Below are 13226 nucleotides of genomic sequence, written 5' to 3'. Positions count from 1 at the left end.
GCTGACAGAACGCTGAACCCGCGCCCCTCCCACAACTAGCCGACGGCGGTTCAGCAATCTTGCGCCAGTTTGCTGAACCGCCGTCGGCCGCGTCTCTGAATCACCGTGACGTCGCTGAATGCGCCCACAGCAGTGCGAATTCAGTGACGTTACCGTCGTCTGGCAGAACGCTGAACGGCGAAGGTCTCAGCTGCCGAAACTCTCCAGGAGCGCGATCACAGACTCTTTTCCGAGCTGATGCGCCGCGAGCGGACTGTCCCCGGTCAGGAGGTTGCGGTCGCGTGTGGTGGCACCGGTCATCTCATCGTTGATGATCTCGATGCCGTCCTTCTTCAACGTCTCGCCGAGAGCCCACGGCATCTCGCCAGGTAGATAGCCGATGTCGATGTTCGCGCCGAAGTCGAGTGCGTCCGGGAACGCAGTGACACGATAGTCGGCAAAGGGATTCGTGGAGCGACCGAGACCCGCGGCCAACAATGCCGCCGGACCATGACAGAGAGTGATGATGAGCCTGTCGTTGTCTAGGAAGAAGTCCAGGGCAGCCTGCACGTCCCGGTCGAAGGGGATGACGTTCATGGCACCGTGACCGCCCGGGATGAAGATCGCGGCGTAGTCGTCGAGGCCGTTCGCGATGACGTCGGAGAGCCTCAGCGGAGCCTTGAATTTCGTCTCGGTGCTCGACCACGCGGAGGCGATGGCCTCGTCCTGCCCGGGGTAGGCCCACCATTCGAATTTTCCGGGCCCGCCGCTGACGGTGGCCACATCGATCTCGTAGCCGGCCTCAGCCATGTGGTGGAGTGGCAACAGCGTCTCGACGGGATGGTTGCCGGTGGAGAAGAACATGCCATTCCTCATGAGCATGTACCGCTCGTCGGTGGCGATCGTGAGGATCTTCCACTTCCCGCCAGTGTATGTCTCCTCGGTGACGAGGCCGTCGAAGTCGGTCCTGCTCGACGTGTACTGGGAGAGCGAGTACGGGCTCGGGAAGAAGGCGTTGGCCTCCGCCTGATCGGGCACCGGGCTCCGGTCTTGAGATTTGTCGCTGTCAGTCATGTCTTCACCTTTCGCTCGTGTGGCTCACTTGCAGGTCGGTGTCGTCGGTGCATCGACTGACCTGTCAGCATACGGCACACGGAAAGGCACCGCCAACGACTCGGCCCAACGGGCACAGGAGCATCAACTGATCGCTGAACCTCACCCCTCCCCGGAACTACCTGACGGCGGCTCAGCAACCTCGCGCGAGGTTGCTGAGCCGCCGTCAGGTAGCAATTATTCGACTAGTTTGCCTTCTTGGCTGATTTCGCCGGAGTGCATGAGGGCTGCGACGTCTGCTGAGACCGCTGGGATCGACTCGCGGACGACTCCGGCCGACGGCGACCAGACGAGATTGACCGTGAGCTCCGGGTCCATCTGAGGGTAGTCGCTGCGGTTGTGGCAGCCGCGGGTCTCCCTCCGCTCCAGAGCGCATTCGAGCGTCGCCCGGGCCGCGAGCACCGACGACCGCAGGTCGAAGGCATGGGAGAGGTCGGCGAAACCGGCGATGTCGGGATGAATTCCCACAGACCCCATCCGCGCCTCGATGCCGGAAAGCTTCTCCAGTCCAGCCAAGAGTCCGGCCTCGTCACGGACGACTCCCGCGTGTTCGGTCATGAGATTGCGGACCTCGCGCTGCAGGGCACGCACGTTCTCCGTGCCCTCGGATGCCAGCAGATCGGAGATCTCGACTCTCGCCTCGTCGACCGCGGCATGCGACCGCACTTGGGCCTCCAGCGAATCGGAGTACGCGACGGCGGACCGTCCGACGATGCGGCCGAAGACGAGGAGCTCGATGAGCGAGTTCCCGCCCAACCGGTTCGCCCCGTGCAGACCCGATGAGGCCTCGCCGATGGCCCACAGTCCCTCGACGTCGGTGCTGTGATCGACCGGGTCGACCCACACTCCGCCCATCGAATAGTGCGCGGTCGGGGCGATCTCGATCGGCGAGGCCGTGATGTCGAGCATCTGCGTCTCCATGAGTGTCTGGAACACCCGCGGCAGCCGGCTCATGATCGTCTCGCGCGGCAGATGGGACACGTCGAGCCACACTCCCCCGTTTTCGGTGCCGCGGCCCTCGGCGATCTCCGTGTAGGCGGCCAGCGCCACCCGGTCACGGGTCGACAACTCCATCCGCTGCGGGTCGTAGCGTTCCATGAACCGCTCCCCCAAGCCATTGCGCAGGATCCCGCCCTCGCCGCGGGCCGCCTCGGAGACCAACGTACCTGCCGCGTTCTCGGGTTCGAGGATTCCCGAGGGATGGAACTGGACGAGTTCGGCATCGCGCAGCCGGGCGCCTGCTTCGACGGCCAGGCGGAAGGAGTCGCCGGTGTTCTCGTCCCGGCGCGAGGAGGTCCGCCGCCAGATCCGGTTGTGTCCGCCGGCGGCGAGGATGACGGCGTCTGCGTAGATCCGGTAGCCGGTGCCGTCGATGACGTCGAAGCCATAGGCGCCGAAGATGCGACCGCCTGAGACCAGCAGCTTCGTGATGTAGACGCGGTCGAGGATCGGGATGTCTAAGGCTTCGGCGCGACGAATGAGGGTGCGCTGGATTTCCAGCCCCGTGTAGTCGCCGGCGAAAGCGGTGCGACGCCAGGTGTGGGCGCCGAAGAAGCGCTGAGAGATCCGACCGTCGTCCTCCTTCTGGAAGTCCATTCCATATCGTTCCAGGTCAGCGATGCCTTCTGCTGCTCCCTGGGTGACGATTTCGACGGTGCGGGGGTTGGCGAGGTCATAGGATTCCTTGATCGTGTCGGCCGCGTGCTGGGCCCACGTGTCGTCCGGGTCCATCGTTGCCAGAGCTGCGTTGATGCCGCCGGCGGCCAGTGAGGTGTGCGCGTCCTCCTTCGGCCGTTTGCCGACCGCGAGGACATCGGCGCCTGATTCGGCGACCTCGATCGCGGCCCGCAGGCCCGATCCGCCGGTTCCGATGACCAGCACCGAGGTGGAGATGGAGTGTTCTTTTCGGCGGGGTCCGCCCTGTGTGGTGTTCATGGATTCCACTATGAAACCGCCCACTCCATACGTCCAATGCATTGTTCGAGTCACCTCGATAGAGATATGCTATCTTCATGTCTGACCTGCAGAGAGAGCGCTCATGAACCTCGAACAGCTGCGGAGTTTCGCCGAGGTGGCCGCCACCGGCCATTTCACGAAAGCCGCCGCGACGCTTCACCTGGCACAGCCCTCGCTGTCGAGGCAGATCTCGACGCTGGAGAAGGAGCTCGGGGCCGAGCTCTTCCACCGCGCGCATGGTCACATCACGCTCACGGATGCCGGAGCGACCCTGCTGCCGACGGCGAAACGCATGCTCGCCGACGCCGAGGCGGTCCGCCGTGACATGGATGAGCTCGCCGGTCTGCGGCGCGGTCGCGTCCAGCTGGGTGCGACCCCGACCCTGTGCGTGGGCCTCGTGGCCGAGGCGATCAGCCGGTTCCACACCGCCCATCCCGGCGTCGAACTCGAGTTGGTCGAGAAAGGCTCCCGTGAGCTCATCGAGGCCTTGGCCGGCGGCGAGCTCGACCTCGCGCTCATCACCCGCACCTTCGACCTCGCCCCGCAGATGCCCAGGCTCAGCCTGCGCGGGATCCTCGCCGAGGATCTCGTCGTCATCGCCGCCGCCGGTTCCGATCTGCTCACCTCGGGCCGCGCGCAGACCGATCGGATCACCCTCGCCGAGGTGGCCGACCGTCCCCAGGTCCTGTTCCATCACGGTTACGACCTCAGGGAGGCGACCTCCTCCGCGTTCGACTCGGCCGGCCTGACTCCCCGGGTCGTCGTCGAGGGCGTGGAGATGGATGCGGCGCTGCGGTTCGTCGAACGCGGTCTCGGGGTCGCGATCGTCCCCGCAATGGTCCTCGTCGACCGCCCCCTGCTCGACTCAGTGCCGCTGGTCGACCCGCGGCTGCCGCGCACGGTCAGCCTCGCCACGCGCGCGGACGTGCGGGCGACGAGGGCCGCCTCGGCGATGGAGTCGACGATCCTCTCAACCGCCCACACGCTCACCGACACCGAACCCGGACTCTCCGACTACGTCCGGGTCCTCGACTGACCGCCGAACCTCAGAACCAGGCGTCGGCGAGCAGCGTGAGCGACCGGCGCTGCACCTCGGGGTCAAAGGCATAGGTGACGGTGATGAGTTCGTCGGCGCCGGTGCGTTCGACGAATTCGGCCATCTGCGCGGTCGCGGTATCCGGTGAGCCGACGGCGCTGATGGACAGCATCGGGCTGGTTCCGCCCTGCGCATCGATCTCGGCCGGGTCGACCGGGGGCTGCAGATTGCGGCGGCGGCCGGTGCGCATGTCGTTGAACATCTGCTGGACCGAGGTGAACTGGCGGGCCGCCTCGGCGTCGGTGTCGGCGACCATGACGTTGATCCCGGCCATGACATAGGGCTGATCGATCTGCGCGGTCGGGGCGTCGGTGGTGAACGAATCCCGGTAGGTCTTGATCGCGATGTCGATCTGGTCGGGTGCGAAGTGCGAGGCCAGGGAGAACGGCAGGCCCAACTGACCGGCGATCGAGGCGCCGTTCATCGTCGATCCGAGCACCCAGATGGGCACGTTCATCCCCGCCGAGACCGCGGACTTGATCGGCATGGTGTGCGCCTGCCCTGTCTCGGAGAACCAGCCCTGCATGTCATAGATGTTCTGCGCGAAGTCCTGCGGTTCGGCCGAGGACCGGGCGAGCGCCTGCGCGGTCATCCCATCCGTGCCGGGGGCACGCCCGAGGCCTAAGTCGATGCGCTCACCGTGGATGTTTGCCAGCGTTCCGTACTGTTCGGCGACCATGAGCGGGGCATGGTTGGGCAGCATGACACCGCCGGATCCGACCCGGATCTTCTCCGTCACCGAGGCGGCCCGTGAGATGAGCAGGGCCGTGGCGCTGGCCGCCAGGCCCATCGTGTTGTGGTGTTCGGCGAACCACAGGCGCTGATATCCCAGTTCGTCGGCGAGCTGCGCGTTCGTCATCGATTCGGCGATGGCGTCACGGGCGTTCGACCCTTCCCGGATGGAGACGAGATCGAGGATGTTCAACGGAACGGACAAGGCGGAGGGCTCCTTCGGTGGGGACGCAGTGCGACCGCAGAACGCGATCACACGACTTCAGTCACCTGTGGCAACAGTCCGGACAGACGGTTCTATTCCTGGTCCATTCCTGGGCAGACGGTCACAGTCGCCGGCAGACGGTTCATTTCGAGGGCTGCCGACGGATAGTCTTGTGCAACCGGACTCCCCGAAGAAGGAGAGAGCATGAGCACCTCAGCACAGCGCCGAACCGGACGATTTCTCACCGGTGCCGTACTGTCACTGGCCGTCGTCCTCAGCGCCTGTTCCTCGGATTCGGACGCCGGCGAGACCAACGGTCGGGGCGGGTCGGAGTCGGGGGCCGCCTCGGCGAGCGCTGGGTCCGGATCAGCCGACGCCGGGTCCGCGGCGGGTGCGGACTCTCCCGAGGTTGTCGCCACCGGCCTCGAATCCCCGTGGTCGATCGCCTTCTTCGGGCAGACCATGTTGGTCAGCGAACGCGATTCGGGTCGAATCCTCGAAGTCTCCGCAGGTGGAGAGGTTCGTGAGGTCGGCCGAATCGATGATGCCTCGGCCTCGGGTGAGGCCGGCCTCCACGGTCTCGCCGTCGACGATGACCGTCTCTATGCCTTCTTCGCCGCTGGGACGGAGAATCGGATCGTGCGGTTCGACCTCCTCGGCGAGGCCGGGGACCTGTCCCTGGGTGAGGAGGAGACGATCCTCGACGGACTGCCGACGGCGAACTTCCACAACGGTGGGCGGTTGGCCTTCGGCCCCGACGGGATGCTCTATGCCACGCTCGGCGATACGGGCGATCGCGACAGTGCCCAGGATGAGCAGGCGCTGTCGGGAAAGATTCTGCGCATGACCCCCGATGGCGAGGTGCCCGACGACAATCCGTTCGGCGATTCGCTCGTGTACAGCATGGGACATCGGAACCCGCAGGGCATCGGGTGGGACGACGAGGACACGATGTATGCCTCGGAGTTCGGGCAGGACACGTGGGATGAGCTCAACGTCATCGAAGCCGGCGGCAACTACGGCTGGCCCGAGGTCGAAGGCATCGCCGAGGATGACGGTGCAGGTGACGGCGACTCGAGCGGAGGCGAGGGTGGCGGTGACTCGGGCAGCGGAGCAGGCGATTTCATCGATCCGGTGCAGCAGTGGTCACCCGACGAAGCGAGCCCGTCCGGACTGGCCGTCACCGAGGACAGCATCCTCATCGCCGGACTCCGTGGGCAGCGGCTGCACCGGGTGCCACTTGATGACCTGGCGTCATCGTCGCAGCTGTGGACCGGTGATTACGGGCGTCTGCGCGATGTGGTCGAGGCACCCGACGGGTCGTTGCTCGTGCTGACGAACAACACCGATGGCCGCGGAGATCCCGGCCCGGACGACGACCGCCTCCTGCGCTTCACGCCCTGACGGCGCCTGCCCGGTTATCGCTGCGTATACCGGCCGACAGCCGGGCACACGCTGGAACGCCGGGCTCGCCCGCCTCGCAGGTACGACCGAGGCCCCGAACGCTCTTCGCGTTCGGGGCCTCGTGACAGACGTGCTGCGTCGGTCACCGGACTGCTGACTCAGTTGTCCTTGGTTCCGGGCAGTCCCTGGGACTTGCGGCGCATGAGCAGGACGACGATGACGATGATGGCCAGGCCGCCCACGGACAGCAGCACGATCATCGGCGTCGACATTCCGGAGTCGCCGCCGGTGGATTCGCCGATCTCGCCGCGATCCTCGGTGTCCTTGCCCGGTTCGTCGACGACTCCGCCGCCGAGCCCGGCCTTCGTCGACTCTCCGGACGACTCCTTGACCTCACCGCCGGCCCCTTCGGAATCCTTGATAGCGAACGAGTAGTCGCCGGAGATCGGGTGGCCGTCCTGCGACACCACGCGCCAGGTGACCGTGTAATCGCCGGGCTTGAGATCGTCGGGCAGAGCGACGCTGAGCTTCTTGCCCTTAACGGTCAGCTCACCTGCGGAGACGTCTTTGCCGTCGACGACGACCTTGACCTCGGAGCCGACTTCCTGGATGTCGCCGGAGAAGGTCATCTCGAGCCATTTGGGCTGCTGGTCGAGCTCGGCACCGTCCTCGGGGTTCGACGACACCAGCTGATCATGCGCACTGGCGGCGGGAGCGAAAGCGAACACGCTCATCGCGGCCACCAGCAGGGCGGCGAAGCCCAGCCTGAGAGCGGACCAGTTCTGTCGTGTCATGAGACGAGTCATGAGAGTTTCTCCTTCGAGGCGTACCTGCGATTTCGATCGTGTCAGCGAGCTTGTGCTTACCAGTATCACTGAGATTTCGCGGCCAGCGTGCGCAGACGATCCGTGATTCCCGGCACGGATACTTCAATTGTCTCAAGAGTTTCTTCGAAATGCTTGAATTCCCCGTACCAGGGATCCTCGACATCGGGGGCGGGGATGTCGTCGTCCCCCGCCGAGGCGGCGCTGACCTCCCCTGCGGCCACCGCGGTCCCATCGGCTCCCGCGCCTCGGGCCGAGACGGCCACCCGCGGATCGAATTCGCGCAGCATCCGCAGCTCCGGGGCCGCCTCGGCGGGAAGACCTGAGATCATCCGCTGCAGCGCACGGTAGTGGCGGGCGGTCATCGCGACCGCCAGATCGCGCTGCGCCAACCATTCGGCCGTGATCTGCCGGGCGATGTGATCGTCGGTGCGGTAGCCGGCGGCGGCGAGCACACGAGCCTGACGAGGGTCGATGGGGTTGCCGGCCTCCTCGTCGCTGATCCCGGCGGAGTCGACGACCGCCTCGGCGCCGGTCTCGGCCAAGTGATGCACGAGCACACGTTCGGCGGTGACGGACCGGCAGATGTTGCCGGTGCACACGAAAACGACGGATGCCAGACTCATGCGGTCCTCCTCGGGCGGGGCGTACGGGGCACTGATCACGATACTGTGGGGCCATGACTTCTGAAACCTCACAGACCTCGATCAGGCCCGCCGACGACCTGTACCAGCACATCAACGGCGAGTGGATCGACTCGTTCACGATCCCCGACGACCGGGCCGGCGACGGAGCCATGCGTGAGCTCTTCGACACCGCCGAGACGAAGGTCCGCGACATCATCACCTCCGTGTCGGACACTGCGCAGGAGCCCGGGTCCGAGGGGCAGAAGGTCGCCGACCTGTTCACCTCGTTCATGGACGTCGAGCGCATCAACGACCTCGGCGTCGCCCCGCTGACCTCGACGTTCGCCGCCATCGACGCAGCCGAGGACAAGTCCGAACTCGCCGCGACGCTCGCCCGCCTCGAGACCGAAGGCATCGGCGGAGTGCTCGGCGGGTACGTCACCGCCGATGCGAAGGACTCCGACGTCTACGCCCTCTACCTCGTCCAGGCCGGGATCTCCCTGCCCGACGAGGACTACTACTTCAACGACGACCACGCCGAGGTGCGCGCGAAGTTCCTCGCGCATGTGCAGAAGATCGCGGCCCTGGCCGGTCTCGGGGAGAAGTCCGGGATCACCGATGCCGAGGTGGCCGCCAAGGTGATGGCGTTCGAGACCGAACTCGCCCGCCACCACTGGGATCGGGTGGCCTGCCGCGATGCGGAGAAGACGTACAACAAGTATTCGATCTCTCAGCTGCGCGACCTCGGCCCCGAGTTCGACTTCGACTCGTACCTGGGGATCCTCACCGCCGAGGCGGCCGATCTCAAGCACCTCGTGGTCTCCCAGCCCTCGTTCGTCACGGGCATGGCGAAGGTGTGGGCGGAGACCGATATCGAGACCATCAAGACCTGGCTGCGCTTCGTCGTCGTCTCCGACACCGCCTCGCTGCTCTCCGATGAGTTCGTCGAGGAGAACTTCGACTTCAACTCCCGGACTCTGTCGGGCACCCCGGCACTGCGGGAGCGCTGGAAGCGCGGGGTCAGCCTCGTCGAGGGCTACCTCGGTGAGGCCGTGGGCAAGCTCTATGTCGCCGCTGAGTTCCCGCCGTCGTCGAAGGACGCGATCGATCACCTCGTGGGCATGCTCATCAAGGCCTATGACAAGTCGATCCGCGAACTCGATTGGATGAGCGAGGAGACGAAGGAACGCGCGCTGGTCAAGCTCTCGAAGTTCACTCCGAAGGTCGGCTATCCGGAGGTGTGGCGGGAGTACCCGGCCACGATCGACGCCGCCGACCTGGTGGGCAATGTGCGTCGCTGCTCGCAGGCCGAGCATGTGCGGCAGGTCAAACGGATCGGCGGACCCATCGACCGCACCGAATGGCTGATGACCCCGCAGACGGTCAACGCCTACTACCACCCGGTGATGAACGAGATCGTCTTCCCTGCCGCGATCCTCCAGCCGCCGTTCTTCGACGCCGCCGGTGATGTGGCGGCGAACTTCGGAGCCATCGGCGCGGTCATCGGCCACGAGATCGGGCACGGCTTCGACGATCAGGGTTCGCGCTATGACGGCGACGGCAACCTCGTCGATTGGTGGACGTCTGCTGATCGTGAGCGCTTCGAGGAGCGCACGAATGCGCTGATCGCCCAGTATGAGGAACTGGTTCCGGCCGGTCTCGAGGCCAACCAGCATGTCAACGGGGCGCTGACGGTCGGTGAGAACATCGGTGACCTGGGTGGCCTGTCGATCGGCTGGAAGGCGCTCGAGCTCGAACTCGGCGAACGGGCGGGCACTCCGGGCGTGCCGGTGGCGCCGAGCCCCGAGCAGGCGAAGGCGTTCTTCTCCGCGTGGGCGAAGGCATGGCGGTCGAAGATGCGCACCGAGGAGCGTGTGCGCAGACTCTCGATCGACCCGCATTCGCCGGAGGAGTTCCGCTGCAACCAGGTCGTGAAGAACATGACCGCCTTCCACGACACCTACGGCGTGACCGAGTCCGACGGCATGTACTTAGCCCCCGACTCCCGAGTCACCATCTGGTAATTACTACCTGACGGCGGCCCAGCAACCTCGCGCGAGGTTGCTGGGCCGCCGTCGGGTAGTTCGGGGAGGAAACGGGCGCTGGGAGCCCGGGGATCCGAGTGGAGTGACTCAGCGGTGGTGGCGGATGAGGGCGACCATGCGGTAGTCGAATTCCTGCCAGCTCGAGATCGAGGCACCGGATTCCATCGCAGCCTGGAAGTCCTCGACCTCGGTGCGATCGGATTCGAGCGGAATGTCGAAGGGCATCTCCACGTAGAGCAGCCCGCTGGCGTCGGTGTGGACGATGTCGAAACCGGCCTGCTTCGGGTCGAGTTCGTTGTTCATCACGATGAGCAGCCGGTCCTCGGGGGCCGAGTATTCGGTCTCGATGCCATCGACATACCCCTGCTGCGACCGCAGCTCGCGCTGGGCCTGGATGACGAACGCCGAGTATGCGCCGATGCCGATGACCGGAATCCGTGAGGTCAGCGCTTCGGTGGCGACATCGATGAGCCGCGACCGGGCCTTGCGCCCCAGCGGGGACAGATCCCCACCGGACATGGCGACCCCGTCGAAGCCGACCAGCGAGATCCGCCCGTCGTCGTGGTTGGGGTTGAGGATGGTGATGTCGAGGCCGAATCGTGAGTACCAGGGGCGGGTCACCTCGGCGCTGTTTTCGTCCCACCACACGTAGAAGAGGAACGGCACGTTGATCCCGGCCTCCGAGTAGAAGAACGGGGGACGCCGCTCACCTGCGGTGACGTCGAAGGGAACGACGTTTCCCTCGATCGGGGCCGGGCAGGTGGCGAACGAGGTGAACGCGAACGGGTAGTTCACCGCACGGTTGAAATCGACGACGAGCGACCCGTCCTGATTCGGCACTCCGAGATCGATGGTCCGCCACGCCGAGGTGGTGCTCCCGTTCGTCGAATCGTGGAAGTCCAGCTGGAGCCCGGTCTTCGGACACCCGGTGGCGAGCAGGTTCACCTCACCGTGCTGAGTGTCGAACGTGACGATTCCCGCCGCCTGCGTCTGCAGCTGCAGATCCTCTTGAGCGGTTTCGATCGGGTAGGTCTTGAACGGGTCGAACCGGGTGAATCGGGCGAGGAAGACGAAGTCCGGGTCCGGGTCGAAGACCGGAACCTCGAAGAACTTGCCCAACAGCGGGGACTTCGAATTGCGCACACGCACACCGAGGCGGCCGGCCCGGTCGATGAGTTCGTAGAGGACGTTGCCGACGGTGAACCAGTTGAGCGATCCGCCGGTCGGAAGTTTCGCGCTGAACCCGTTCTCCTCGACGCGGACCTGAGGTCGAGCGGGCACGGCTGCGTGTCCGCCGGTCGCCTGTGAACCGGCATCCGATCCGGCATCCGCACCAGCAGAACCATCCGCACCAGCCGCAGAATCTGCGCCCGCACCGGCCGCCGCGTCGGCCTGGTCCGTGACCCTCGGCAGGGTCGAGGTGTCGCTGGGCACGGCCGGGCTCGTCGCCCGGGTCGGCCCCGAGTTGGTCACACCCGCGCCGTTCGCCCCAGTCCCAGCCCCAGGACCTCCCCCAGTCCCAGCCCCGGAACCAGTCGAATCCGAACCGTCTCCGCCGTCGCCGACCGCGCTGAGCAGGTCGAACGTCTCCGCCGCTGGACCGGCCTTGATTCCGGTGTCCAGGGACACGGTCACCCACCCGTCGTCGACGGTGAAGGTGCCGGGGGCGTCGGTCCAGGTCGATTCGTCCTCGAGCCAGTGCAGCCCGACGACGCTGAGCCAGCCGAACGGTTTCGCCAGTGCCGAGTTCCGTGAGTCGCGCCAGGTGTTCCACTCCGTCACGAACTGGTTCACGTCGAACACTCCTTGCCGTCGCTGGTGCGGCAGCAGGATCGCTGCTCCCGCCTGATTCTCGGACCCGGTGGCAACCCGGCGTCTGAGACCTGATCTTCTTCACCTCCAAACTACCGCAAACGATAGGCTGGGGAAATGAATGAATCACTCCCGAGACCGGATCGGGCCGCGACGACAGCGGCCGACCTCGGCGACTTCGTCAGCGCCTCCCCCAGCTCCTATCACGCGGTGGCCACCGCCGCGAAACGCCTGGAAGAAGCCGGATTCTCCCACCTCGACGAGTCCGTTCCCTGGGCGCTGACACCTGGGACCGGGCACTACGTCATCCGGGACGGCGCGCTCATCGCGTGGATGAATCCCACCGTCACCGAGGCGGCTGACCGGTTCCGTGTGTTCGGTTCCCACACCGATTCCCCGGCGTTCAAACTCAAACCCGGCGGCGAGTACACCGCTGAGGGCACCCGTCAGGTCGGGGTGGAGGTCTACGGCGGGCCGTTGCTGAATTCGTGGCTCGATCGTGAGCTCGCCTTCGCCGGTCGTCTCGGCCTCGCCGACGGCCGCATCGTGCTCGCCCGCACCGGACCGATCGCCCGCATCCCGCAGCTGGCGATCCACCTCGACCGTCAGGTCAACGAGGGGCTGACCCTGGACAAGCAGCGTCATACCGCTCCCGTCATCGGCCTGGCCGACCTCGCCGAGGCGGACATCATCGAACTGCTCGCCGCGTCCGCCGGAGTCGATGCCGAGACCGTCGTCGGCCACGATGTCTACACCATCCCCACTCAGGAACCGGCCCTCTTCGGTGCGGCCGAGGAGTTCTTCGCCTCGCCGAGGCTGGACAACCTGCTGTCCGTCCACGCCGGTGTCACCGCGCTCACCCAGCTCGATGCCGACGGCCTCGACGGCATCCCCCTGTTCGCGGCCTTCGACCACGAGGAGATCGGATCGAATTCGCGCTCGGGAGCATGCGGCCCGTTCCTCGCCGACGTCACCGAACGCATCGTCGCCTCCTTGCTGCCGCAGTCGACGCGCAGCGATTATCTCGCGTCGATGGCCTCCTCGGTGTGTGTCTCCTCCGATGCCGGGCATGCTGCTCATCCGAACTATCCGGAACGACATGACCCGCATGTCCGCCCCCGCCTCGGCGGCGGTCCCCTGCTCAAGCTCAACGCTCAGCAGCGCTACGCCACGGATGCGGTCGGCACGGCCGTGTGGTCGCAGGCATGCACGGCCGCTGGGGTCGACTACCAGGATTTCGTGTCGAACAATGCGATGCCCTGCGGGTCGACGATCGGACCGCTGACCGCGACCCGACTGGGAATGACCACCGTCGACGTGGGTCCGGCCCTGTACTCGATGCACTCGGCCCGCGAGATGGTCGCGGTCTCCGATGTGCTCGCTCTCGGTGCCGCTGCGAAGGCGTTCCTCCAAGGCAGCTGACCTCGCACCCCC

The 13226-nt window shown here is 66.0% G+C and carries 10 protein-coding genes; 4 read left to right on the top strand and 6 right to left on the bottom strand.

Going from position 1 to position 13226, the window contains the following annotated elements:
- Window positions 1-186 precede the first annotated feature (186 nt).
- Window positions 187-1053, bottom strand: coding sequence for a glyoxalase III HchA (gene hchA / locus HF684_RS02635; RefSeq protein ID WP_169251234.1), 867 nt, complete (start codon window positions 1051-1053; stop codon window positions 187-189).
- Between the two features lie 216 nt (window positions 1054-1269).
- Window positions 1270-3027 carry an FAD-dependent oxidoreductase gene (locus tag HF684_RS02630; protein ID WP_169251233.1) on the bottom strand — a complete coding sequence of 586 codons (1758 nt, stop codon included), beginning with the start codon at window positions 3025-3027 and terminating at the stop codon, window positions 1270-1272.
- A 103-nt stretch (window positions 3028-3130) separates the two neighbouring features.
- Here HF684_RS02630 and HF684_RS02625 point away from each other — a divergent pair, with 103 nt between their 5' ends.
- Window positions 3131-4084: a LysR family transcriptional regulator gene (locus tag HF684_RS02625; RefSeq protein ID WP_169251232.1), complete on the top strand. Its 954-nt coding sequence runs from the start codon at window positions 3131-3133 to the stop codon at window positions 4082-4084.
- 10 nt (window positions 4085-4094) lie between these two features.
- Here HF684_RS02625 and HF684_RS02620 read toward each other — a convergent pair whose 3' ends face one another.
- Entirely contained in the window at window positions 4095-5081 is a 987-nt protein-coding gene (locus HF684_RS02620) for an LLM class flavin-dependent oxidoreductase (RefSeq protein WP_169251231.1), read from the bottom strand.
- 204 nt (window positions 5082-5285) lie between these two features.
- On the opposite strand from HF684_RS02620, the gene HF684_RS02615 reads away from it, so the two are divergent.
- The gene (locus tag HF684_RS02615) at window positions 5286-6485 is read left to right on the top strand and encodes a PQQ-dependent sugar dehydrogenase (protein ID WP_169251230.1); all 1200 of its coding nucleotides are present in this window, start codon (window positions 5286-5288) and stop codon (window positions 6483-6485) included.
- Between the two features lie 158 nt (window positions 6486-6643).
- Here the strand turns inward: HF684_RS02615 and HF684_RS02610 are convergent, their stop codons facing one another.
- Together HF684_RS02610 and HF684_RS02605 are read right to left on the bottom strand one after the other, a co-directional pair.
- Window positions 6644-7291, bottom strand: coding sequence for a copper resistance protein CopC (locus tag HF684_RS02610; RefSeq protein ID WP_248279088.1), 648 nt, complete (start codon window positions 7289-7291; stop codon window positions 6644-6646).
- Between the two features lie 65 nt (window positions 7292-7356).
- Window positions 7357-7935, bottom strand: a complete 579-nt coding sequence (locus HF684_RS02605) for a low molecular weight protein-tyrosine-phosphatase (protein ID WP_169251229.1) — start codon at window positions 7933-7935, stop codon at window positions 7357-7359.
- 53 nt (window positions 7936-7988) lie between these two features.
- Between HF684_RS02605 and HF684_RS02600 the strand changes: the two genes are divergently transcribed.
- A complete protein-coding gene (locus HF684_RS02600) occupies window positions 7989-9959 on the top strand; it encodes a M13-type metalloendopeptidase (protein WP_169251228.1) in 1971 nt (656 codons plus the stop codon).
- A 108-nt stretch (window positions 9960-10067) separates the two neighbouring features.
- Here the strand turns inward: HF684_RS02600 and HF684_RS02595 are convergent, their stop codons facing one another.
- On the bottom strand, window positions 10068-11774 hold the full coding sequence (locus HF684_RS02595) for a DUF1684 domain-containing protein (protein WP_248279087.1): 1707 nt from the start codon (window positions 11772-11774) through the stop codon (window positions 10068-10070).
- 135 nt (window positions 11775-11909) lie between these two features.
- On the opposite strand from HF684_RS02595, the gene HF684_RS02590 reads away from it, so the two are divergent.
- A complete protein-coding gene (locus HF684_RS02590) occupies window positions 11910-13214 on the top strand; it encodes a M18 family aminopeptidase (RefSeq protein ID WP_169251226.1) in 1305 nt (434 codons plus the stop codon).
- Window positions 13215-13226 lie beyond the last annotated feature (12 nt).

This window comes from Brevibacterium sp. 'Marine' (assembly GCF_012844365.1).
In the GTDB taxonomy this organism is placed as follows: Bacteria; Actinomycetota; Actinomycetes; order Actinomycetales; family Brevibacteriaceae; genus Brevibacterium.
This window is presented reverse-complemented; position numbering and strand designations above follow the sequence as displayed.

What these genes read in the sequence shown, in the direction of transcription:
- HF684_RS02610 (WP_248279088.1), bottom strand. Translation starts at nt 7,291, where the DNA reads ATGACTCGTCTCATGACACGACAGAACTGGTCCGCTCTCAGGCTGGGC.
- HF684_RS02630 (WP_169251233.1), bottom strand. Translation starts at nt 3,027, where the DNA reads ATGAACACCACACAGGGCGGACCCCGCCGAAAAGAACACTCCATCTCC.
- hchA (WP_169251234.1), bottom strand. Translation starts at nt 1,053, where the DNA reads ATGACTGACAGCGACAAATCTCAAGACCGGAGCCCGGTGCCCGATCAG.
- HF684_RS02600 (WP_169251228.1), top strand. Translation starts at nt 7,989, where the DNA reads ATGACTTCTGAAACCTCACAGACCTCGATCAGGCCCGCCGACGACCTG.
- HF684_RS02625 (WP_169251232.1), top strand. Translation starts at nt 3,131, where the DNA reads ATGAACCTCGAACAGCTGCGGAGTTTCGCCGAGGTGGCCGCCACCGGC.
- HF684_RS02590 (WP_169251226.1), top strand. Translation starts at nt 11,910, where the DNA reads ATGAATGAATCACTCCCGAGACCGGATCGGGCCGCGACGACAGCGGCC.
- HF684_RS02605 (WP_169251229.1), bottom strand. Translation starts at nt 7,935, where the DNA reads ATGAGTCTGGCATCCGTCGTTTTCGTGTGCACCGGCAACATCTGCCGG.
- HF684_RS02615 (WP_169251230.1), top strand. Translation starts at nt 5,286, where the DNA reads ATGAGCACCTCAGCACAGCGCCGAACCGGACGATTTCTCACCGGTGCC.